Origin of the sequence: Nitritalea halalkaliphila LW7 (genome assembly GCF_000265075.1) — a bacterium.
Taxonomy (GTDB): domain Bacteria; phylum Bacteroidota; class Bacteroidia; order Cytophagales; family Cyclobacteriaceae; genus Nitritalea; species Nitritalea halalkaliphila.
Window position 1 is genome coordinate 38,255 of record NZ_AJYA01000007.1, and the last position, 22,335, is coordinate 60,589.

The window sequence follows — 22,335 nt, forward strand, 5'->3', positions numbered from 1 at the left end:
ACTGAAAATCCCTCTGGGCCTTGCCTAGGGGGTTTTTTTATGCCTATAAATCCTATAAACTAAAGGAAGAGGACAGAGCCTTTCGTATTTTTATCCTAAATTTGTTCCATGCAGAAGTTAGTTAAACCTGTTTTCCCCTTAAAATGGTTCGTCCTGTACACCCGCTCGCGCTTTGAGAAAAAAGTGGCGGAAAGGTTGAGCCAAAAAGGCATAGAAACATTCGTGCCCACGCGTATCGAAGTACGAAAATGGAGCGACCGCCTAAAAAAAGTGGAACGTGTTCTGTTTGGGGGATATGTTTTCGTGCGTACGAAAGAAAATGAGCTTTACGACTGCCTACAAGATCAGGGGGCGGTGTTTTTTCTTAAAATAGAGGGCAAATACGCCACCGTAAGGGATTCCGAAATCGAAACGATCAAGCGACTACTCGCCACAGGTGTGGCCGTGGAAGTAAGTGAACAGGAACTGGCTCCGGGCATGCAAGTAGAAATCATCGGGGGACAGCTCGAAGGCTTTACAGGAGAATGTGTGGAACTGGCGAATGGCGAGCATCTTATCATTCGCATCGAAGCCATTCAGCAGCAGCTGCTGGTCACCATCGACAAGAAATACCTGAAAAAAATAGAGGCCTAAGCATAGGGGAGGAAGGGACAGGCAACCGCCCTTACTCCCCTAAAATTCCTTTTAGACCAGCATCGATGCCGCTAAGTTTTTCCTTACAGGCGGCGATCAGCTCTGTCGCCTCTTTCACCTCTTCTGTCAACTTTTCCATGCTGAGCTGCCGCTCTCGATGTTTTTGACGATGGCCTCAATACGTAAAATGGCCTGATCATACGAAAAAGAGGGCTGGCCTGCAGCCGCATCCTTGTTTAACTCACTCATTGTCTTTCTTTAATTGTGTAACACTTGTAATAACGGCTTTCGCCGCGAATTTACGGGCATAGACCTGCAACTGATCGCCAGGAAAGGGTTGCTGATCCACCCAAGGCTGCCCGTTCAGGTCCGTACGCGTATAGCCTCGCTCTAACAGGCGCAAGGGGTCTAAACGGACCAAGTCCTTCTCCCAGTTCTCCAGACGCAGTTCTTGCTGCCGTAGCCAGTGATCTTTCGCGCGTACCAGCCCCTGCTGCAGCTGTTCGAGGCGATTTCCTTCTTGTAGGAGCCGCCGTTCGGCCAGTCGCCCCAGCTGCATACTACGTTTTTCCAGCCCCAGCCCTTCGGCATGCAGGCGTTTCCGTGTGGCCTCCTGCAGTCGGGCCTGAAGGCGCTCCCCTCGCACTTTTTCACGCTCCACGCGCAGTTGGCTGGATCTGTAAATGGCCACCTTCGCCTGCTCCAGCCGCTCATCGAACTGCTTAAAGCCTTCGAGTAAAAAAGCTGCCACTGCCGTAGGCGTTTTTAAGCGGGTATGCGCCACCAGGTCGGCGATCGTCTCGTCCCGCTCATGGCCGATGCCCGTGATGATGGGGACGGGGGCTTGCGCCAAAGCCCGCACTAAGCCTTCATCGTCGAAGCAGTCCAGGTCTGTTTGCGCCCCGCCGCCCCGAATCAGGACGATCAAGTCAGGCTGCTCGGAAAGGGCCTGCTGCACGGCCTGAACGATACTGCCAGGTGCCTGCTCTCCTTGCATGAGTGCCTCAAAGAAGAGTAGCTCCATGCGGTAATGCCCACCCTGCTCGCTGAGGTGGGTTTTAAAATCCCCATAGCCAGCAGCCTGTGCAGAGCTGATGATCGCCACCCGCTGCGGGACGAGTGGCAGGCGCCAGCGTTTATTCAGGAGCAAAAGACCCTCCTGCTCCAGCTTCTGGATCAAAGCCTGCCGCCGCTTGGCCCGATTCCCTAGGGTGAAGTTGACATCGATGCCTTTGATCACCAGGGAAAGGCCGAAAACCTCATGGTACTGTACCGTCACCAAACAAAGAATTTCCATGCCTGGCTTCAGGGGGCCACCCGTATGTGCGATAAACTCATTCTCGATCTGGCTGAAGGTATACGACCAGCAGTTGGCCCGCAGCTTGGCCACGATCTTTTGGCCCTCTTTTTCTACCAGGTCGAAGTAGGCATGCCCCACACGGGCGCGCTTCAGCTCTGCGATCTCCGCTTTTACCCAGATATGCGGCGGTAGCTGTTCTTCTAAGGTGCTCTTAATGAGGGTCGAAAGTTCGGAAAGGCTGAGCTGTTGCATGCGTTTATCTTTTCTTTAAAGCGGCGCGAATGGCGTCTTTTAATTCATCCGTAGCTTCCAGTAGGGGCAGGCGTACGTCAGGCCCGCAGATGCCCATCAGGCTTAGCAGCGCCTTCAGGCCGACTGGATTACTCTCCCGATACATGAGCGGATTAAGCTCCAGCAAAGAGAAAAGGGCTTTTTGCGCCAGCGCCTCCTCTTCATGGCAGAGGGAATAGAAGGCCTCAGGAAGGGCGTTCGCTAAAACCGAGATCACACCATCCCCCCCAGCGCCCGCAGGGGCAGGGTGAGCATGTCATCGCCTGAGATCAATAAAAAATCCTTTGGCCTGTCCGCCGCGATGCGCATGCACTGCTCTAAGTTGCCTGAAGCTTCCTTCATCCCGATAATATTCGGGTGCTGTGCCAGCGTCAGCGTGGTGGCGGCTTCCATGTTCGACATCGTGCGCCCCGGGACATTATAGAGGATAATCGGCACGGGACAGGCATCTGCCAGCTGCTGGTAATGGGCGATGATGCCGGCCTGGCTGGGTTTATTGTAGTAGGGGCTAACCGAGAGCACGGCATCCACCCCCGTGAAGTCCGTCTCCTGTATCTCCTGCAGGAGAGCCGCCGTATAATTTCCTCCCAAGCCATACACGATCGGCTTGCGCCCCGCATTCACGGCGATCGCATGACGCAGCACCTGTTTCTTTTCCTGCTTACTCAGCGTGGCCGTTTCGCCAGTGGTGCCCAGGACGACCAAGTAATCGGCTTTGCCAGCGAGGACATGCTCGATGACAGCGCTCAGGCCATCATAATCTACACGTAGATCCGTGTCAAAAGGAGTGACTAAGGCGACTCCCGTGCCTTTTAGTGCTAACATGCGTTTGCGATTAATTGATAATAATGAAATAAAGCCTCATAAGGCCGCTGTTTTACCTCCCTTCCTGACACATGAGGTCGAGGTGGGGCTCTAAATCGCGCTGATGGAGGCCCATGCGGAAGCAGGAGCGCTTACTATACAGTAAAAGTAAGGAAAATGCGCTAGGTTCGGGCTCCGCCCAAATCAGAAGATCTATTTCCGCATCGATGAAGGCCTGAATCTTCGGCTCAGGCAGGGCCATCCAGTCAAAATCATTTTCGTTAAATCCTTCTAATTCAGTGGTTTCCTCTTGCCAGTACAAAACATGAAACTGCTCAGCACCCGGAATATGGGTTTTAGCAAGTTCCTTGCACGCTTGTGCACTTTCCTTGCTGCCTGCTAGGATGCCGACTACCCGCGGGGCGACAGGAAATGGGAAGGTCTTCCCTGCCGAAGCGCGTTCCGCCTTGCGCAGCTGCCGTTTTAAGAACCATTTTTTCAACCACTCCATCTTTATGTATTTGACTTCTCGATCAGCGCCATAAACTCCGCCTCTGTGATGAGTTTGACTCCTAATTTTTCTGCTTTTTCGCGCTTGCTCGGTCCCATATCTTCACCTGCGATAATGAAATCCAGGGACTTAGAGACCGATTTGACATAGCTGCCGCCGTGTGCTTCCACCACGCGCACGATTTCCTCTCGGCTGAAGTTTTCTAACTTGCCTGAGGCCAAGATTTTCAGCCCTTCGAGGGCCGATCCGAGGGCTTCTTGCCCTGCTTTTGGCCGGTAGGCCATGGCGAGCCCTGCCTGCTCGAGCGCTCTCAGTACCTGCACCTGGGCTTCGTCCTGAAAGTAGGCACGCACGCTGCTGGCGACCGTCTCACCGATGCCGTTCACTGCGGCCAAGCCTCGAGATCCGCTTCCATCAGGCATCCAGACTCCCGAAATGCTCGGCCAGCAGCTGGGCGGTGTTTTCCCCCACATGCCGGATGCCGATCGCAAAGAGGACCTTTTCGAAAGGCATCTGACGGGAAGCTTCGATCCCCTTCACCATATTCGCCAGCACCCCGGACTGAAAGCTGGAGCCTTTAAACCGGGCGACCTGCTTGTCCACTGCCGCGGGGAGCTCCTGATCAAGTGCGCGGAGAACCTGGTGGGTGGTGCTGGCCTTACGGCAAAGTGCGCGTAGGGTATCCAAGTCGCTGTAGCGATGTAAAACGCTGTAAAGGAGTGGGGCGAGCGGCAAGAAATCGGCTACGGCAGGGTAGCTATGCGCTTCATAAGCTTCCCGAAAGCGGGCGAGCATGCCCAAGTTTACCGCTGTCTTTTTCCCTTTATCGCGGATAAAGGCCTCCGCCTCCCGGAAAATGCCTGCGCTGTCTGTGTCAGGATGCTCCGCACTGAAGTTTTGCCACTGGCTGAGGGAGAGCCCCTCTGTGATGCCGTACAGGCCTTTAGCCAGCTGGATGTACAGGGAGCCGTCCTCGGCTTTGGTGTACTGATCCTGTGACATTTCTAAGCCTAAAAGGGCCTCCTGCTGCTCGGGAAGGCGGTAAAAATCCGCAAAGGTCTTTAAAAAGCCCTGATCGATCAGCGTGCGCAGGCGTTCCGTGCCTAACGAGTCAATGTTAAGCGCGCGCTTGGAAATAAAATGCTCCATGCGACCTAAAATTTGCGGCGGGCAGCCGCTGCTGTTCGGACAGAAATGCTTAGCCTCGCCTTCCTGCCGCTCCAGGCGCTGCCACATTCCGGACAGTGGTCGATGTAGCGGATGGGCTGGGCACCGGGCTCGCGAAGGGCCTCCACCACGCCCGTCACTTTGGGGATGATTTCACCTCCTTTTTCGACTTGAACGGTATCGCCCTCATGCAAGCCAAGCCGCTGAATTTCATTGGCATTATGCAGGGAGGCACGCTTTACCACGGTCCCGGCCAGGGCTACAGCTTGGAGTTGTGCCACCGGCGTAATAGCCCCGTACGGCCCACTTGGTACTGTATGCCCAGCAGGCGGGTCGGCATGCTTTCGGCCGCATATTTATAGGCGATGGCCCAGCGCGGGATTTTGGCGGTAAAGCCTAGCTCTTCCCGCTGGGTAAAGTCATTTAATTTCAGCACCACCCCATCCGTATCTACGGGTAAGCTGTGGCGTTTTTCCTCCCATTCTTCGATGTAGGCGAAGACCTCTTGGATATCTGCACACTTTTTATAAGTGGGAGAGACGTGGAAACCCCAAGCCTCTAAGCGCTGTGTGGCCTCCTCATGGGTGTCTAGGCCGAGATTTTCGCCCAGCAACTGGTAGCAGTAGCAGTCCAGGCGGCGCTTGGCCACGATGCTGCTGTCCTGCATCTTTAAGGTTCCGGAGGCTGCATTTCGGGGATTGGCCAGGAGGGGTTCCCCAGCCTTTTGGCGCTCGGCATTGATGCGGTCAAACTCCTTCCGGGGTAAAAAGACCTCTCCACGCACCTCAAAGCGCTCGGGCAGATCCGGGTGCTCGATGTAGAGGGGGATACTGCGGATCGTTTTGACATTTTCGGTCACCACATCTCCCTGCGTACCATCCCCGCGGGTTACGGCCCGAACGAGGCGTCCCTGCTCGTAAATGAGGGAAATGGCCACCCCGTCGAACTTGAGTTCACAGCAGTAGGCGTAGTCGCGGTGTCCCAGCCCTTTGGCCACGCGGCCGTCAAAGTCCTGTAGCTCCCCCGGACTGTAGGTGTTCCCCAGGGAAAGCATGCGGTACTGATGGGTGGCTTGCGCAAAGTTCTTGGTAATCGTGCCTCCCACGCGCTGCGTCGGGCTATTCGGGTCAGCCAGCTCGGGGAAGGCCTCCTCCAGCTGCTGCAGGCGCTTGAGCAGCAGGTCGAACTCCTGATCGGAGACACGCGACTCATTGTTTTGGTAATACAGATGGTTGAGCTCCTCGATTTTTTCGGTGAGTGCTTGAATCTTTTCGCGTGCTGCTGCTGCCTCCATAAAGTAAAATTCGAACCGTTAGGGGGTCAAAAATACAAGTTTAGCGCTGTTTCCCCAAATACAATCTGTCATCTGCCGGGATTGCATTGGGGGAAAAAGGGATATGTTGTTATATTTGCCGACTAGCTGATGAAGATGGAGAAAAACGTAGGTACAGAAGAGCGAATTTTAGAGGTGGCGTATGCGCATTTTCTTTCACGGGGGTATAAGCATACCACCATGGACGATATCGCGCAGGCGCTCGGCATGAGTAAAAAGACGCTCTACAAGCATTTTTCGGGCAAGTTAGAACTGCTGGCAGCGGCATTCGAGCGGCTTAAGACGCGCCTATCCTTAAAAGTGGAGGCCCTACTCGAAACTGAAGAAATGCGCTTCACGGGAAAGTTAAAAGCCATGCTGCGTGTGATCGCAGCGGATCTGGCGCCGATCAACCCGGAGCTGCTGGCTGATCTTCGGGAGCATGCTCCAGAGGTCTGGGCGGCACTTCAGGATTATGTGCGCCAGTCAGGCTACCTGCGCTTCAGTCGCCTCATCGAGGAGGGCATCCGGCAGGGACGGGTGAAGGAAGACATCAACCAAAGCCTGGTGGTGCTGCTCTACGCTTCTGCTATTCAGAATCTGATCGATCCCAAGTTTCTGTCCCAGTTTCCGCGCGAGATGCGGGAGGACCTGGCCATCAGTACGGCTGAAATCTACGATCAGGCCATCTCCATCATTTACCAGGCATCCTAACTGAGGAGGGCCGTCAGGAGCTACGCGATTAAGTGCCCTTTGGCCCCCTGGGCCAAAACCAACGATATATCATACCTTTCAATCTTTTCCTCACCATGTCAGAAAAAACATTCAAGCGCTACACGATTACTTCGGCGCTGCCTTATGCGAATGGGCCTTTACATATCGGTCACCTGGCGGGCTGTTACGTGCCTGCCGATACCTATGCACGCTATCTGCGGCTACGGGGGCGAGATGTGGCCTTCGTCTGTGGCTCGGATGAGCATGGCGTGGCCATTACGATCAAAGCCCGGAAGGAGGGGATCTCTCCGCAGGAGGTGGTGGACCGCTACCACGCGCTCATGCAGGAGAGTTTCCGTGATTTTGGTATCAGCTTCGATCATTACAGCCGGACTTCTGCCGCCATTCATCATGAGACGGCGAGTGATTTTTTTCGGGATCTGTATGAAAAGGATGCTTTTATCGAGCGCAGTACCGAGCAGTATTTCGACCCGGAGGTAGGGCAGTTTTTAGCGGACCGCTACATCGAGGGGACCTGCCCCAAGTGTGGCTATGCCCATGCTTACGGGGACCAATGCGAAAAGTGTGGCTCCTCCCTCAGCCCGGAGGAGCTGATCGAACCTAAGTCCAAGCTGAGCGGTTCCACGCCGGTGCTGAAGGAGACCAAGCATTGGTTTTTAGATTTAGCGAACTACACGGAGTTTTTAAAGGACTATATTTTGGGCAGCCATGCCCATGACTGGAAAAATAATGTCCTCGGACAGTGCCGCTCCTGGTTAGAGGCGGGCGATGGCCTTCAGGCGCGCTCCATGACGCGGGATATGGACTGGGGGATTCCAGTGCCTGTTCCCGGTGGCGAGGGCAAGGTGCTCTATGTCTGGTTCGATGCGCCGATTGGGTATATTTCAGCCACGAAGGAGTGGGCCGCCCTGTCGGGCAAAGACTGGGAGCCGTACTGGAAAGAGGAGGATACCAAGCTGGTGCATTTCATCGGAAAGGATAATATCGTATTTCACTGCATCATTTTCCCGGCGATTTTAAAAACGCATGGAGCTTATATTTTACCGGATAATGTGCCGGCCAATGAGTTTTTGAACTTAGAGGGGGAGAAGATTTCCACTTCGCGCAACTGGGCCGTGTGGCTGCATGAGTATTTGGCTGATTTTCCGGGCAAGCAGGATGTGCTGCGCTATGTTTTGACGGCGAATGCGCCGGAGACGAAGGATAATGATTTTACCTGGAAGGATTTCCAGACGCGTAATAATGCGGAGCTGGTGGCTATTTTCGGTAATTTCGTGAATAGGGCCTTGGTGCTGACGGACAAGTATTTCGAGGGACGTGTGCCTGAGGCGGGGACTTTCGGGCCTATGGAAGAGGAGCTACTCGCGCAGATGGCGGCCTTCCCCGAAAAGATCGCGGCCTCCATCGAGCGCTACCGCTTCCGTGAGGCGCTGAGCTATGTAATGGATTTTGCCCGTATGGGCAATAAATACCTGGCGGAAACGGAGCCTTGGAAGACCATCAAAACGGATCAGGAGCGTACAGCGACTATTTTGCACGTAGCCCTGCAAGTAGTCGCGGGCCTCAGCGTGCTGGCCAAGCCGTTCTTGCCCTTTACCGCCGCGCGCTCGAGGAAGCGCTCGGGCTGAAGGAGACGAGTTGGGAGGATGCTGGCTCCGGCCAGCTGTTGGCGGCGGGCAGTCCTGTCCAACAGCCGGGGCTATTATTCGAAAAGATAGAAGATAAAGTGGTGGAGGCGCAGGTGCAGCGCTTGTTAGATGCGAAGAAGGCCAATGCCCTTCAGGAGCAGCCAGCCGCTCCGATGAAGGAGATCACCAGCTTTGAGGCATTTTCGCAGATGGATTTACGCGTGGTGACGGTGTTGAGGGCCGAAAAAATGCTGAAGTCGAAGAAGCTGCTGAAGCTTCAGGTGGACACGGGTTTAGGAGATCGTACGGTGTTAAGTGGTGTGGCCGAGCATTTTAGTGCGGAGGAGCTGGTGGGGCGTCAGGTGGTGATGCTCTTGAACTTAGCGCCACGTAAGATGATGGGCATCGATTCGGAGGGGATGATTTTAATGGCTGAAGATAAGGATGGTACGCTGCGCCTCTTGCAGCCGCATGAGGCGGTGGCGCCGGGAGCTGTAATTTCTTAGGAACAATCTGCCGTCAGGGACGTTTGATAGGAAAACATAAACAACCGTACTTATGGAAGAAATAGAAGTGGTGTATACGGCTACGGCGCGTAACACGGGAGGTCGTAAGGGACATGTTAAAACAGACGATGGTCAGTTGGATTTTGCTGTGGCGATGCCAAAGGAAATCGGCGGATCTGGCGGGCAGACGAATCCTGAGCAGCTTTTTGCAGCAGGTTATGCGGCATGTTTTGGTGGCGCTTTGGGTGCTGTGGCGAAGGGAGTTTCCTTATCGGACGCCGAGGTGGCGGTGAAGGCCCACTTAGGCAAAACGGCCGCGGGTGGTTTCGGTCTGGCGGTAGACATCGAGGTGAAGATTCCTCAGGCTGCTTCGCTAGAAGAAGCGCAGAAGTTGGTAGATGCGGCGCATGAGGTGTGTCCGTATTCCAAGGCGACACGCGGAAACATCGCCGTACAGGTAAAGGCCATCGCTTAATCGAAGCGTACAGCAAATCCGTAGCATTTACTAGAAAAAGCAGAAGCCCTCAGCGTTCGTTGAGGGCTTCCGTTTTTTGTGGGCTGCTCGGGGTCAAATGTTCGTTTGCTTTCTTTTTTATGTTCGATTGTGATCGTTTGCTTTCTTTTTTCGTCAAAAAGCTTTCGTTTGCTTTCGTTTTGATGTTCGATTGTGTTCGTTTGCTTTCTTTTTGAAAATTTAGCGGGGGCGAGTTCGAAACGGTTCAGGGGGTGTTTCGGAAGGAGCCTCACCGCACACCCTTATTCTGCCTTTCCTCTAAAGAGCTTGAAGAGCAGTAGGCGGCTATCGATCGTGCATTATAGAATGGAATTTTTTTACTGGTCCGCAGCCCGATTTTTTTTCCTAAAGCTAAATTTCCTGTGAAGATAGCTCCCGTGTATCCCGTGCAGCGCTGTTTCATAAAATCCCCTAAAGCGGCATAGGTGGCTTCCAACTCTTCCTCTTCACCGAGACGCTCCCCGTACTCTGGGTTAACCATCAGCACCCCATAGCCCGTTTCGGGCACGGTGGCTTCCCGAAAATCCACTTCCTCGAAGGTTATTAAATGTGCCACCCCCGCGGTCTCCGCATTTTCTTTCGCAAAGGCGATCGCTTGCGGATCATTATCGGATGCATAGATGGCCACACCCGGATTATCTACGATCTGTTTTTCTAAGCTCTCAAAGATGCGCCGGTACACTTCCGCATCATAGCCGAGAATATGCATGAAGCTGTAATTTTCACGGTAAAGTCCCGGGAAGCGATTGCTCGCCAAAAGGGCTGCCTCTATGGCTAAGGTCCCCGAACCACACATGGGGTTCAGAAAGGGGGTGCGGCCATTCCAACCGCTCGCTTGGATGCAAGCGGAGGCGAGCGCTTCTAGCATTGGCGCCTTACCCGGGATTTTGCGGTAGCCATGCTTGGCCAGGGTCTCCCCGGAGGTATTGATGTAAAGAATCGCTTGCTTGTCTTTCCAGTACATCTGAAAAACCGCCCCATCGAAGGAGGACCCAGAGTCTGGGCGACGTCCCGTTTGATCGCGGAAGCGATCTACGATAGCATCTTTTATCCGCACGTTTACAAAGAGGGGATTGTCTACACTCGGATTATCAACATGGGACTGTACCGAAAAATAAGTGAAGGCATCGATGTAGTTTTCCCAAGGAATACTTTTTACACGGCGGTAGATGTCGTCGGCATGGTGCAGATAGAAGCGTTTGATCTCAAAAAGCACATGCGAGGCCGATCGTAGACGGAGGTTCAACTTGATACAATCATTCATGCTGCCGCGAAGGCGGTGCGATGTTCTCCCTTCTTCTTCGATGGGGTATCCGAGCGCCCTAAGCTCCTCCGCGACGGTATACCCAAAACGATCTTTAAATGTTACTACGATCTGCCCGATGCTATCAAAATCTATCATGCCACAAAGCTACGTCATTTCAAGCAATAGTTTAGCGTTTGGATAGCAGGGAAACAGACAGAATCAGTCGGCTAAGGTTTGCAGCGTAGTCATACCGACAAAAATAAGGTAGAAGGTGAGGGTTCCCTTACAACTTGTAAGGTTCTGGCAGCTTAGTCCAAAACGTCTGGTTCACCAGGCCCCGGAATGATGACGGTTTCCGCAGACAGATAGGGACTCACCATAAACACACCTAAAACAGGACCCTCATGCCCTACTGGACGAATATTCGTGACAGGGTTCTGTGGCGGCGGGCTGAATAGACCCCCATCGTTAAAGAGCAGCGAGACGAGCTGATTAAAGTAATCGAACACAACTCTTTCAAAGCGGAAAAGCTCTAGCCGCACCCGGTCTTGGGGACGGAATCGGAAGTTCAACTCAAATCCTCGATCGAGGATTTCTGTGCCAAAACTGTCGTCAAAAAGGAGGATATCTGAGCGGCGGTTCAGCAGCGTATCATTGCGCACGATCCGAATGCGGTAATTGTTGTTTTCTTCGAAAGGAATAGCTCCAAACACCGAGATGTAAAAGCCCTCCCGACGGAAGCCCTGCTGCGGACGAAAATTAACAGCTAAGCTATCTAAAATGGGAGGCTCTAACAGGACAGACTCACTCTCATAGCGTTTTTCCTGCCAGTCCACCTGCAGGCGATACCGATGCCCGATGCGGCCGGCTTCTTGATCCAAAGGAAGGAAGGCATTGGCCTCTTCCACATAAAAGAAGGAGATTTCTCTGTTGGCGGTCAAGTCCAAGATACGCACACGGGCATCGCTCAGCTGAGGAGCGGTGTCGGCATCGAAAAAGTCCTGCGAGCTGCTCACACTTACCCGATTTAGACGGATATTATCGGTCCAAAACGCTTCGATCACCGGGATGGTTTCTGAAGGGCGTAAGGGTAAAACCACTTCCTCCTGACAGGAGGGAAAAAAGCCAAGCGCGAGCAGCCCTAGGCCCAGCAAAAGCAGGCGAAAACCTTTCCAACTAGCGATATTTTTTTGCATCAGAATTCGAAGTTATAGCTTAGAGCAGGTAAGAATGTAAACAAATAGGTCATCACAATCGCAGGACGGCGACTCACGATTTCATCTGGACTTCCGGCGAAATTTAGGTCATCGTTTACGATTTCAGTGAACTGGTAGGAGAAGGGATTTCTTCTGCCGTAGGCATTATACATGCTGAAATTCCAGCTGCTGCGCCATTTCCTCCCACGATCGGGCACCTTATAGTTTATCGAGAAATCCAAGCGGTGATAATCGGGAAAGCGGTCCTCATTACGTAAATCCGAGAACAGCGGCACGCGCTGATTGTCCACGATATAGGCTCCTATCGGAAAGGTGACCGCCTGCCCGGTGGTGTAGATGAAGTTGACATTCCCCGACCAGCGCTCATTAAAGGTATGGTTCAGGACTAGCGCCAAATCATGCGGCCGATCAAAGCGCGGATTAAAGCGCTGCCCCAAGCTGATACCGTCAATCACCCTCCAGGTGCGGGAGTAGGTGTAACTAAGCCAGCCATTGGTCTTGCCCACATTTTTGCGCAGCAAAAACTCCACTCCATAGGCATACCCATTTCCGGTCAAGATTTCCGTTTCTATGGCATCATTAAAGAGTACATTCGCCCCCTGCCGCAGGTCGATGATATTCCGAAAATCCTTATAAAACCCTTCTACCGAGAGCTCCCACTTGTTGTCAGCTAAATTCTGAAATACCCCCGCTGCGATCTGATCGGCACGAACGGGCTCGATGTAGGGCCCCGCTGGCACCCAGCGATCGATCGGCAGCCCTGCAGAGCTATTGGCAGCCACCTGCACATATTGGAAGTTTCGATTAAAGGCCGCCTTTAGGGAGGTGCTCGGGCCCAGCAGGTAGCGCATGCCTACCCTCGGCTCGAATCCTTGGTAGAATTTCATCAGGTCAAGGGCGCCAAACTGCAGGGTATCGATCGGCGGCAGCTCGGGATTCGGTAGGTCATTTTCGTAAAGGAACTGCACTCCAGGGCCCACACGGCCATAAAGGGACCAGCGCAGTCCTCCTTCCACTGAAAAGCGCTCCGTCAGCTCGCGGCTCCCCTGCAGAAAGAAATTCTGCTGGATGCCGAGGTTAGGGTTCGTCTCGATCGGTTCGATGATGGATCCTGGCGCGGGGCGCAAATCTATCGGCGCAAAATTATAGTATTGGGTATGAAACCCCCAGTCGATCTGGCTTCGGCTATCGGGGAGATAGTCCATGCAGCGCGTAGGCCCGTTTCCCCGAGTCGATTGGTCCAGTCAAACCCGATGTCCGGGTCCGTGAATGCCACTTCGTAATCGTAAAAAGACTGGTAAAGATTCAGGTCAAAAAAGAAATCGCTGCGGATGCTGCGCGTCCACTTGACGCTGGCCAACTGGTTTTGCCAGCCTAAGCGAAACTGCTCATTAAAGCCTAAGAGATCGCGCCCGCCATATGCAGAGACAGTCAGCTTATCACGATCCCCTAAACGAAAGGTCAGCTTACCGCTTAAGTCGTAGAAGTACAGTTGATTATTTCGAACGTTCGGATCATTCGCAAACCGCAAGAACACATCCGCATACGTTCTCCTGGCCGAGACGATAAAGCTGCTGTTTTCTCCGAAAAGTGGGCCGTCCACAGTGAGTTTGGAGCTGATAATTCCGAGTCCACCTTCCCCTTTAATCGCATCAAAATTTCCTTCTTTCAGCCCGATATCGATCACAGAACTGGCTCGTCCACCGAAAGTAGCGGGAATGTTTCCTTTAAAAAAGTCGATTTGGTCGAGGGCATCGGGATTAAATACCGAGAAAAACCCGAAGAAGTGGGAGGGATTATAGACAGGGGCACCGTCTAGCTGCAGGAGGTTTTGGTCGGCAGACCCACCGCGCACAAAAAGTCCCGTAGTACCCTCTCCGGCATTGGTCACCCCGGGAAGCAGCTGCAGACTCCGCAGCACATCTACCTCTCCGAAGAGAGCGGGTATATTTTTAATGGTGCTGATGGGGACCTGTGAACGGCCGATGTCCATGCTGCGCACATTCGTGTCGGGTGCGCGCCCACTGATGACCACCTCTTCCAGGGCCACCTCGTCACTCCTGAGGGCGATGTCCAGATTGGCTGCTTCCTCACTGCTGCTGATGCGCAGGGTAAGCGTTTCAAATCCGATAAAGGAGACCTGTATGTCAACAGGAAGCTGGGCTACGTCGAGCTGGAAGCGGCCCTCTATATCCGTCACCATGCCAGAGCCGGCAGCACCCACGACCAAGACATTTGCGCCCGGAAGTGTCTCCTTTGTTTGCGCATCGCGCACCACCCCTTTTAGTTCCACCGTGCCCTGAGCCCACAGCACCGCCGGCTGGCTGAAGAAAAGCACAAGCCCCAGCAGCCAAAAACAATTTTTCATATCTACATAAACGTAATTAAGGGTGCCCTGTTATTAAGGTCCTAGGAGTAGTAAAAAGGGGTGTTATAAAATTTTAAGGGAATGAAGCGCTTGTTTTTAGGGGTTTAGGTAGGTGGAAAGGGTGTTCATGCATTTTTTATGTGGTTAAATAGGGAGTGATAAAATGAAATTTTGTGTGCTTTCATACGCTTTTTCTGTTAAGGACCGTTAAAGCTGTAAAATATGCAGGGAAATCCTGCTCACTTTCTTATATTCGTGGACGAAGTGCCCTGCTATTTGTTTTGCGCCTAGGCGCAAAGTTCCTCCAAGCGGAGTCTGTATTTCTTCAGGAAATGGAAGCAGGGAGCATTAATGCGTGAAATTATGATTTGGGCATATCCTGATAAAGGCCTGATTTTAGGCATGGTGGTGGTTTTTCTGCTGCTGTATAATATTTACTTGTTTCGCTTTTACCGCATCAACAAAAAACTGCGGGTGAAAAAGACGCGTCTGGCGTATAAGTTAGTGTTGCGCGGGCTGTATGTGCTCCTTTTTTTAATCGCACTGGCGGGTCCGAGCATCGGTAGTGCGCTTAAGGAGATCAAAGAGGAGGGGCGTGATATATTTATTGCGGTGGACCTTTCGCGCTCCATGAATGCCACAGATATCGCACCGAGCAGGCTACAGCGGGTCAAGTTTGAGTTGAAAAATTTAGTACGTACATTTTCGGGTGATCGGCTGGGGCTCATTATTTTCAGCTCGGAAGCCTTTTTGCAGTGTCCATTGACCTTTGATCAGAATGTGCTACAGCTGCATATCGATGGCTTGAATACGGATTTAGTGCCGAATCAGGGAACGGATATCGCCGCGCCGCTGGCTATGGCCTTAGACCGTTTTCGTCAGGATGCGGATGTGGCACCGAATACAGCGAAAACCATTATTCTAATTTCCGATGGAGAGGACTGGGGAGAAAATTTACCTCCTGTGATCGATCAGCTGCGTGAGGCGGGGATTTCCGTTTTCTCCTTAGGGGTGGGGACCGAAGCGGGCAGTACGATTCCGGAAAAGGGCAGTGTGCTGCTGGATCGAACGACACGACAGCCAGCCATCACTATTTTGGAGGCGGATAACCTAAAAATGATCGCCAACCAAACGGAAGGGCAGTATTTTGAGTTAAGTGATGTGGCCCAAGAGATGCCGTTACTTATTCAAGAGGTGCAGCGCTTAGAAGGCGCCGTGATCGGCAGCCGCACGGTGGAGGCTTCTGCCAATAAGTACTTCTATTTTCTCCTGGCTGGCCTCGTGCTGGCCTTTATAGACATGATTTATCCCGTAAAGACGATCGCCCTATGAGTCATACTATTGTGGGTGTTTGCCTCACCTTTATTTTACTGCTGCTGCCGAATTCCCTCAAGCGGATCGGAGAGCAGAATAAGCTGATTAGTGAAAGTGAAGAAGCCTTTGCCGCAGGCAATATGGAGCTGGCGATCGCCAAGCAGAAAGCCCTCATCGACATCCTAGAAGGAGATGAACGGCAGTCCCTTGTGCGCCTGAATTTAGCGCTGAGCTATCAGCGTCTAGAGGAAAAGGAAGAGGCGCTGCGGCTGTTTAATCAGTTGCTTTCCGAAACTAATGCCGAGGTAGCCAGTATCGCTGCGAATCAGTTGGGCCTGATGCAAGCGGCTGAAAATGATTTTGAGGAAGCGCTAGGCAGCTTTCGCTATGCCTTGATTAAAAACTACGAGAATGAGACCGCGCGCTATAATTTTGAATTGTTGAAGCGCTGGATGGAAGAAAATCCTCCTTCGGATGATCAGCAGGATGAGAACCAGACGAAGACGGTGAGGGTGACGATCAGGATCAGGATCAGCAGGGCGATGGTGATGAGCAAGAGCAGGAGGAGAAAAGTGGCGAAGGGGATGAGCAGACGAATGAAGACGAGGGAGGCGACCCGGAGCAGATGGAGGATGAGCGTGGCGAAAAAACCGAAGAGGAGCGCGAGTCGGAAGAGGCTTCCGACCGAGAAAGTGACCTAAGTGATCGCGAGAAGCGGCAGGAGCAGCTAAAAGAGCGCTTGGAGCAGATGAACCTGACGCCAGAGCAGGCAGCCCAGATTTTAGAGGCCATGAATGCTGCTGAGCAGCGCTTTATCCAAGCAAAACAGGAAAAAGCCGACGCAGCGTCCGGACAGCAAGCGACCAGACTGGTAGCGCTCGAAAGATGTGATAAGGAAATTGTTGTTTCACCTATTTATATAAACCCAATGAAAGAAGTATATATCGTCTCCGCCGTACGCACGCCTTTGGGCTCCTTCGGGGGCTCTCTGTCAGGTTTTACCGCGGTAGAATTAGGAAGTTTCGCGATAAAAGGGGCCTTAGAAAAGGCCGGAGTGGCACCTGAGCATGTAGAAGAAGTTATCATGGGTAACGTGATCTCTGCCAACTTAGGCCAGGCACCAGCACGTCAGGCGGCTGTCGGTGCGGGTATCGGTTATCAGGTTCCCTGCACGACGGTCAACAAAGTATGTTCTTCAGGCATGAAGGCCGTGATGTTCGCAGCCCAAGCCATTATGACCGGCCAAGCTGAGGTGGTGGTCGCTGGAGGAATGGAAAGCATGTCGAATGTGCCTTTTTATGTGCCTAAAGCGCGCTTCGGTTACAAGTATGGCAATGCCGAATTCGTAGACGGACTCGTGAAAGACGGCTTGTTCGAGGCCTATTACAAGTTCCCCATGGCAACTGTGCCGATAACACGGCGAAAGAAATGAACATCAGCCGCGAGGAGCAGGACAGCTACGCGATTCAGTCGTACACACGTGCTGCTGAGGCCTGGAAGTCTGGGGCTTTTAAGGATGAGGTGATTCCTGTGGAGGTGAAAGACCGTAAAGGAAATGTCACGCTTATCGCGGAAGATGAAGAATTTAAAAATGTGAATTTCGATAAAATTCCAGGGCTACGACCTGTGTTCACGAAAGATGGAACGGTAACGGCGGCGAATGCTTCTACGATGAACGATGGAGCGTCGGCACTGGTCTTGGTATCCAAGGAGAAGGCACAGGAGCTCGGGCTGCAGCCAATCGCTAAAATTCGCGGTTTCGCGGATGCAGCTCAGGATCCACTTTGGTTCACTACCGCCCCGGCCCTTGCGATTCCGAAAGCCATCAAAAATGCGGGTATCGAAGAGAACGATGTGGATTTCTATGAAATTAACGAGGCCTTCTCGGCAGTAGCCCTGGCGAATCAGAAGCAGCTCAACTTAGACGCGGATAAGCTGAATGTGTACGGTGGAGCGGTTTCTTTAGGTCATCCACTCGGTGCCTCCGGCGCGCGTATCATCAGCACGCTCTGTTCGGTTTTAGGACAGAAGTCCGGAAAAATCGGCGTGGCAGGCATCTGCAATGGAGGTGGCGGCGCTTCTGCGATCGTGATCGAAAAATTATAAGTTGGCATGCACGTGCGGGGCACAATCTCCTAGACCTCCGTACGTTATGCTAGCAGCTGGACAAGCTCTTTTTCCTCTGCCTGAGGGAGGAGAGCTTGCCTTGTTTTATTAGCCTGCGGATGCGGGCGATGGCTATCTATCTTATGCAAAACTCCTTTTCTTTCCCTTTCGGTACCCTTTTCCCTAGGCTGGCTGAAGTTTCCGGGTGGCTCTTTTTGACGCTGTTTTTTTGGCCGAAGGCCTGTCGGCCAAAACATCCGGACCACCTACTACGATGCCCAGCGGCAGCGCGTGAAAGAGCGCTATGAGGCAGTAGATACGATTCCGGTGGGGCGTTACGAGCGCTTTTATGAGGATGGCTCCTTAGCCGTGCGCGGGCGTTTCGGGAAGGGCTGCAAGAAGGGCTTTTTGTGGATTATTTTCCGAAGACGGGGGATACAGCGCGTGTGGTGCAGTATGTGGCCGGAAAAAGAGAAGGAGAAACGCTTTCGTATAGCCCAGAAGGGATTATCCTGCAGCGCAGCACCTATGTGGCGAATAAGTTGGAAGGGCCTTCTGTCACCTATTTTACGGACGGCAGTCCCCAGCACAAGATGGAGTTCAAGGCCGATCGCCCACATGGAAAAAAAGAGACCTATCATCCTTCGGGCTATCGCTTAGAGGAGATGGAGTTTAAAGAGGGAGTAGTAGAAGGTGCCTTGCGGCGCTTTTTTCCATCGGGGGACTTGCAGTATGAGGCTCGCTATAAGCGGGGCGTTCTGCATGGAGAGGAGCGCTCTTATTTTGAGAACGGACAGCTGCGCAATGTGGTACGGTATAAAAAAGGCTATCAGCATGGCAAAACGGAAGCTTTCGATGGGGAAGGTCGCCGTGTTCGGGCAGGTAAGTACCGAAAAGGGGATCCAGATGGAGTGCAGCTGAGCTTTTTTCCGGATGGAAGCATCGAGGAGCGGGCCGTGTATAAGCGCGGCATTCCCCTAGGAACGCACCAAACCTTTTATGCAGATGGTACGCTGCAGCAGGAAGCGGAATACGACAGCTTTGGAGACTTGATCCGTTTTAAAGCATATCATACGAATGGGCAGCTGGCCCGCGAAATGCCGTTTCGCCGAGAGAAGGAGCATGGGCAGGCGCGCTTTTATGATGAGCAGGGGCGGCTGACACGCACGAAAAGCTATGTGAATGGACAGGCTGAAGGGCCGGAGGAGTGGTACGATGCTGCAGGGAAGGTGGTGGAGCGAAAAGTCTTTCGCAAAGGCGTTTTACTGCGAGAGGAAAAAGAAACTGCGGATGAAAGCGCCGGAAATGTAGAGCAAAGCCGTTAATTTTCCTATTTTTGTATGCCTATGTCAGGCGAGACTTCGAAAAGCAAAGCATGAATAACGCGATAAAAGAAACTAATTTCAGCTTTCCCGGGCAGCGGGATTTTTACCGTGGAAAAGTCCGTGATGTGTATATGTGGGAGGAAGAGCTGGTGATCGTAGCTACCGATCGTATCTCGGCCTTCGATGTGGTGCTTCCGCGGGCGATTCCCTATAAGGGGCAGGTGCTGAACCAGATAGCTGCTAAGTTTTTAGCTGCTACGGCTGATGTGGTGCCCAACTGGGTGCTCGGACATCCGGACCCGAATGTAACTGTGGGGAGACGCTGCGAACCCTTCAAGGTGGAAATGGTGATCCGAGGTTACTTGGCCGGTCATGCCGCGCGCACCTATGCGAGTGGAGGACGGGAGCTCTGTGGGGTGCCATTGCCCGAAGGGCTAAAGGAAAACGATCGCCTTCCGGAGCCGATTATTACCCCTACGACGAAGGCCTCCGAAGGCCACGATGAGGATATTTCACGGGAAGAAATTTTACGCCAAGGGATCGTTTCGGAGGCCGATTATGTGCAGCTAGAGCAGTATACGCGCGCGCTTTTTGCCGCAGGCACAGCCATGGCAGCAGAAAAGGGCCTAATCCTGGTAGATACCAAATATGAGTTCGGGAAAGTGGGAGACACCATTTACCTCATCGACGAAATCCATACGCCAGATTCCTCGCGTTACTTCTATGCCGACACCTATGCAGAGTACCAGCAGAAGGGCCTTCCACAGCGCCAGCTCTCCAAGGAATTCGTGCGGCAGTGGTTGATCGAGAACGGTTTCCAAGGCAAGGAGGGACAAGTAGTGCCCGAGATGCCGGATGAGTTCGTGGAGCAGGTTTCGGCGCGCTATATCGAGCTGTATGAGCGGATTACGGGAGAGACTTTCGAGAAGGCTCCAGCAGGCGCCATCGCTCCCCGGATAGAAGCGGCGATCCAGCAGTACGTGGCGAAACAAAAAAAAATAAACAAAACCCCGGTTTTTCAGTCCTAAAGAGAAGAAAAGCCTTAACCAATGAACCTTTATGAGATACGCGATTGAGAAAAAAGAAGATTATGTGGTGTTTACGCCGCAGATAGAGAAAATAGATTCTACGGTAGCGCCGAAACTCAAGTCAGAGCTCCTGACCCTGCAAGCAGAAGGGTTCCAACACCTGGTCTTAGACCTTTCCCAGGTAAAATATGCCGATTCCAGTGGGCTCAGCGCGCTGCTAGTGGGCAACAGAGAGTTTCGTAAGATGGGCGGCGTGTTTATCATTAACGGCGTTCAGGACCATGTGATGAAATTGATTAAAATTTCCATGCTGGATCAAATTTTCATGCTCAGCAAGGACCTCGAAGAGGCCGGCAAGATGATTTTTATTCACATGGTGAATGCCGAAGAAGAGGGGGAGCAGGAGTAAATTTTCGTGAGCGCAGAGACTTTTGACATCACCATTTTAGGAGCAAATTCTGCGGTGCCGGCGCATGGTCGGCACCCAAGTTCCCAGTATGTGCGCATCGGGCAGGACGCGCTGCTTATTGACTGTGGCGAGGGCACGCAGATGCAGCTGAAGAAATTTCGGTGTAAGTTGAATCGCATCGCCTACATCTTCATTAGCCACTTACATGGCGATCATTTTTATGGCTTGATCGGGCTGCTGAGTTCCATGCAGCTACAGCGGCGTGAGCGGCTCCTGACGCTTATTGGCCCCCCGGGCCTGGATGAGATCATTACGGTACAGCTGAAGCATAGCCAGAGCGCGCTGGAGTTTCCACTCCGATTTTTGGCGGTGCAGCCTACGGCAAAGGAGCTGCTCGTGGAGGAGCCCAGCTACCGTGTGTATGGTTTTCCCCTGCAGCATCGGATCCCCTGTACAGGCTTTCTCATCGAAGAAAAGACCCCATTTCGGAAGCTGATAAAAGAGGCTTTGGAGGCAGATAGGCCTCCTGTGGAGGTGATTAAGGCGCTTAGAGAAGGGCGTGAGCTGCCGGATCCCGAGACGGGGGAGGTGCGCTACCCACTGAGCAGGTATGCCTACCCGAGCCCTCAGCCGAGAAGCTATGCCTACTGCTCGGATACCAAGTATTTTCCAGAGCTAGCTGACATGATTCGTGGCGTCAGTCTTCTGTATCATGAGAGCACCTTTAGTCAGATCGATGCACAGCGCGCCCTAGAAACAGGACATTCTACGACGCGCGATGCGGCATTTTCGGCCCTTCGTGCCGAGGCGGGAGAGCTGCTGCTGGGGCATTTTTCTAGCCGATATGTAGATTTAGCCCCGCTGCTGGCGGAAGCCCAAACAATTTTCCCTTCCAGTCACTTATCAGAGGAAGGCAAGACATTTATCCCTAAAGTAAGGTAGCGTGAAACCATTAGAGGTATTTAAGGAACCGGAGACAGGTGATGCTGAGGCACGGTACCAAAGTAAGAAAACGAATCTTTTTATCATTTTATGTGGGATTTTCCTCACCAATGCCATCTTGGCGGAGATTATCGGAGTGAAAATCTTTTCCGGAGAATACACCCTCGGCCTGGAGCCGGCAGGATGGACCATCTTCGGGGACTATGTGCTGGATTTTAACCTGACGGCCGGGGCAGTGATCTGGCCGATCGTATTTATCACCACCGACATCATTAATGAGTACTACGGGAAAAAAGGGGTCCGTAAAATCAGTTTTATAACGGCTTTTTTTATCGCTTACATCTTTTTTGTGATCGTGGCGGTAACCAACCTGCCGCCGGCGCCTTTTTGGCTGGAGGTAAACTCTCCCGATCCTGCCGGGCAGCCTTTTGATATCGATTATGCCTTCACGGTGATTTTCCGACAGGGACTGGGCATCATCCTCGGCTCGCTCGTGGCTTTTCTGCTCGGGCAGCTCATCGATGTGTATGTGTTCCAAAAGCTCCGTAAGTTCACAGGCCCGAAGATGATCTGGTTGCGGGCGACGGGATCCACGCTCGTCTCCCAATTTATCGACTCCTTCGTCGTGCTCGTCATCGCCTTTTATATTTTTGGCAACTGGTCCTGGGCGCAGGTGGCTTCAGTGGGCATCATTAACTATATTTATAAATTCGGCGTAGCTGTCTTACTCACGCCGCTGCTGTATGTGGGGCATTATTTAATCGATCGTTACTTGGGTAAGGATGTGGCTGAGCGCATGACGGCAGAAGCCTCTGAGGACACCTCTTTTTTTATAGAATTATTTTCCTGTTTCGGTTTGAATCCCCGCTCTCTGCTGTGCTCATCTGATGTCTATTACTGGCCAGCAGAAGCGAGTTAGGCAGGTACGGGTTTCCCTTTTGCCCCGGGGGCAAAGAAAAAGACCTCGCAGCTGCTGCAG

At 52.7% G+C, this 22,335-nt stretch carries 22 protein-coding genes and 3 pseudogenes; 12 read left to right on the forward strand and 13 right to left on the reverse strand.

Annotated features, from left to right (window positions below; genetic code table 11):
- Nucleotides 1-108: 108 nt before the first annotated feature.
- Nucleotides 109-633, forward strand: coding sequence for a UpxY family transcription antiterminator (locus A3SI_RS03115; protein WP_009053587.1), 525 nt, complete (start codon nucleotides 109-111; stop codon nucleotides 631-633).
- A gap of 31 nt (nucleotides 634-664) precedes the next feature.
- Here A3SI_RS03115 and A3SI_RS23100 read toward each other — a convergent pair whose 3' ends face one another.
- The 9 genes and pseudogenes from A3SI_RS23100 to ligA all read right to left on the reverse strand — a co-directional run bounded on the left by A3SI_RS23100 (nucleotide 665) and on the right by ligA (nucleotide 6,000).
- Nucleotides 665-772, reverse strand: a complete 108-nt coding sequence (locus A3SI_RS23100; protein WP_156810140.1) for a hypothetical protein — start codon at nucleotides 770-772, stop codon at nucleotides 665-667.
- Nucleotides 760-882, reverse strand: a complete 123-nt coding sequence (locus tag A3SI_RS21450; protein WP_262491752.1) for a hypothetical protein — start codon at nucleotides 880-882, stop codon at nucleotides 760-762. Before A3SI_RS21450 ends, A3SI_RS23100 begins: the two co-directional genes overlap by 13 nt.
- A complete protein-coding gene (gene xseA / locus A3SI_RS03120; RefSeq protein ID WP_009053588.1) occupies nucleotides 875-2,185 on the reverse strand; it encodes an exodeoxyribonuclease VII large subunit in 1,311 nt (436 codons plus the stop codon). Before xseA ends, A3SI_RS21450 begins: the two co-directional genes overlap by 8 nt.
- Nucleotides 2,186-2,189: 4 nt before the next feature.
- Nucleotides 2,190-3,049 (reverse strand): annotated as a pseudogene (dapA, locus tag A3SI_RS03125) (4-hydroxy-tetrahydrodipicolinate synthase).
- Between the two features lie 52 nt (nucleotides 3,050-3,101).
- The gene (locus A3SI_RS03130) at nucleotides 3,102-3,539 is read right to left on the reverse strand and encodes a DUF6913 domain-containing protein (RefSeq protein ID WP_009053589.1); all 438 of its coding nucleotides are present in this window, start codon (nucleotides 3,537-3,539) and stop codon (nucleotides 3,102-3,104) included.
- Between the two features lie 2 nt (nucleotides 3,540-3,541).
- Nucleotides 3,542-3,961 (reverse strand): BRCT domain-containing protein, encoded by a 420-nt coding sequence (locus tag A3SI_RS22100; protein ID WP_009053590.1) that lies wholly within the window; start codon nucleotides 3,959-3,961, stop codon nucleotides 3,542-3,544.
- Complete coding sequence (locus tag A3SI_RS22105) at nucleotides 3,954-4,688, reverse strand: helix-hairpin-helix domain-containing protein (RefSeq protein WP_009053591.1); 735 nt, start codon at nucleotides 4,686-4,688, stop codon at nucleotides 3,954-3,956. Before A3SI_RS22105 ends, A3SI_RS22100 begins: the two co-directional genes overlap by 8 nt.
- A 5-nt stretch (nucleotides 4,689-4,693) precedes the next feature.
- Entirely contained in the window at nucleotides 4,694-4,987 is a 294-nt protein-coding gene (locus A3SI_RS22110; protein WP_316929057.1) for a hypothetical protein, read from the reverse strand.
- On the reverse strand, nucleotides 4,966-6,000 hold the full coding sequence (ligA, locus tag A3SI_RS22115) for an NAD-dependent DNA ligase LigA (RefSeq protein WP_316929058.1): 1,035 nt from the start codon (nucleotides 5,998-6,000) through the stop codon (nucleotides 4,966-4,968). The genes A3SI_RS22110 and ligA overlap by 22 nt, the downstream gene beginning before the upstream one ends.
- Nucleotides 6,001-6,135: 135 nt before the next feature.
- Between ligA and A3SI_RS03140 the strand changes: the two genes are divergently transcribed.
- The 3 genes and pseudogenes from A3SI_RS03140 (at nucleotide 6,136) to A3SI_RS03150 (ending at nucleotide 9,362) form a co-directional block, all read left to right on the forward strand.
- Entirely contained in the window at nucleotides 6,136-6,732 is a 597-nt protein-coding gene (locus A3SI_RS03140) for a TetR/AcrR family transcriptional regulator (protein ID WP_238531571.1), read from the forward strand.
- Nucleotides 6,733-6,827: 95 nt separating this feature from the next.
- Nucleotides 6,828-8,887, forward strand: a pseudogene (gene metG, locus A3SI_RS03145) (methionine--tRNA ligase).
- A gap of 52 nt (nucleotides 8,888-8,939) precedes the next feature.
- Nucleotides 8,940-9,362, forward strand: a complete 423-nt coding sequence (locus A3SI_RS03150; protein ID WP_009053595.1) for an organic hydroperoxide resistance protein — start codon at nucleotides 8,940-8,942, stop codon at nucleotides 9,360-9,362.
- 268 nt (nucleotides 9,363-9,630) lie between these two features.
- Here the strand turns inward: A3SI_RS03150 and A3SI_RS03160 are convergent, their stop codons facing one another.
- The 4 genes from A3SI_RS03160 to A3SI_RS20100 all read right to left on the reverse strand — a co-directional run bounded on the left by A3SI_RS03160 (nucleotide 9,631) and on the right by A3SI_RS20100 (nucleotide 14,232).
- Nucleotides 9,631-10,803: a THUMP domain-containing class I SAM-dependent RNA methyltransferase gene (locus A3SI_RS03160; protein WP_009053597.1), complete on the reverse strand. Its 1,173-nt coding sequence runs from the start codon at nucleotides 10,801-10,803 to the stop codon at nucleotides 9,631-9,633.
- Between the two features lie 152 nt (nucleotides 10,804-10,955).
- Nucleotides 10,956-11,843: a DUF4249 family protein gene (locus A3SI_RS03165; RefSeq protein ID WP_009053598.1), complete on the reverse strand. Its 888-nt coding sequence runs from the start codon at nucleotides 11,841-11,843 to the stop codon at nucleotides 10,956-10,958.
- Entirely contained in the window at nucleotides 11,843-13,069 is a 1,227-nt protein-coding gene (locus A3SI_RS20095) for a TonB-dependent receptor plug domain-containing protein (protein ID WP_238531572.1), read from the reverse strand. Before A3SI_RS20095 ends, A3SI_RS03165 begins: the two co-directional genes overlap by 1 nt.
- Entirely contained in the window at nucleotides 12,994-14,232 is a 1,239-nt protein-coding gene (locus A3SI_RS20100; RefSeq protein ID WP_238531573.1) for a TonB-dependent receptor, read from the reverse strand. Before A3SI_RS20100 ends, A3SI_RS20095 begins: the two co-directional genes overlap by 76 nt.
- Nucleotides 14,233-14,595: 363 nt before the next feature.
- On the opposite strand from A3SI_RS20100, the gene A3SI_RS03175 reads away from it, so the two are divergent.
- The 8 genes and pseudogenes from A3SI_RS03175 (at nucleotide 14,596) to A3SI_RS03215 (ending at nucleotide 22,275) form a co-directional block, all read left to right on the forward strand.
- Nucleotides 14,596-15,564, forward strand: coding sequence for a vWA domain-containing protein (locus A3SI_RS03175; protein WP_040670014.1), 969 nt, complete (start codon nucleotides 14,596-14,598; stop codon nucleotides 15,562-15,564).
- A complete protein-coding gene (locus A3SI_RS17020) occupies nucleotides 15,561-16,247 on the forward strand; it encodes a hypothetical protein (protein ID WP_009053601.1) in 687 nt (228 codons plus the stop codon). The genes A3SI_RS03175 and A3SI_RS17020 overlap by 4 nt, the downstream gene beginning before the upstream one ends.
- A gap of 227 nt (nucleotides 16,248-16,474) precedes the next feature.
- Nucleotides 16,475-17,652, forward strand: a pseudogene (locus tag A3SI_RS03185) (acetyl-CoA C-acyltransferase).
- Nucleotides 17,653-18,062: 410 nt separating this feature from the next.
- Nucleotides 18,063-18,977, forward strand: coding sequence for a toxin-antitoxin system YwqK family antitoxin (locus A3SI_RS03195; RefSeq protein WP_009053605.1), 915 nt, complete (start codon nucleotides 18,063-18,065; stop codon nucleotides 18,975-18,977).
- 50 nt (nucleotides 18,978-19,027) lie between these two features.
- Complete coding sequence (locus tag A3SI_RS03200; RefSeq protein ID WP_050977354.1) at nucleotides 19,028-20,005, forward strand: phosphoribosylaminoimidazolesuccinocarboxamide synthase; 978 nt, start codon at nucleotides 19,028-19,030, stop codon at nucleotides 20,003-20,005.
- 31 nt (nucleotides 20,006-20,036) lie between these two features.
- Entirely contained in the window at nucleotides 20,037-20,414 is a 378-nt protein-coding gene (locus tag A3SI_RS03205) for an STAS domain-containing protein (RefSeq protein ID WP_009053607.1), read from the forward strand.
- Nucleotides 20,415-20,420: 6 nt separating this feature from the next.
- Nucleotides 20,421-21,356 carry a ribonuclease Z gene (locus A3SI_RS03210; protein ID WP_009053608.1) on the forward strand — a complete coding sequence of 312 codons (936 nt, stop codon included), beginning with the start codon at nucleotides 20,421-20,423 and terminating at the stop codon, nucleotides 21,354-21,356.
- A 1-nt stretch (nucleotide 21,357) separates the two neighbouring features.
- On the forward strand, nucleotides 21,358-22,275 hold the full coding sequence (locus A3SI_RS03215; protein ID WP_009053609.1) for a queuosine precursor transporter: 918 nt from the start codon (nucleotides 21,358-21,360) through the stop codon (nucleotides 22,273-22,275).
- Nucleotides 22,276-22,335 lie beyond the last annotated feature (60 nt).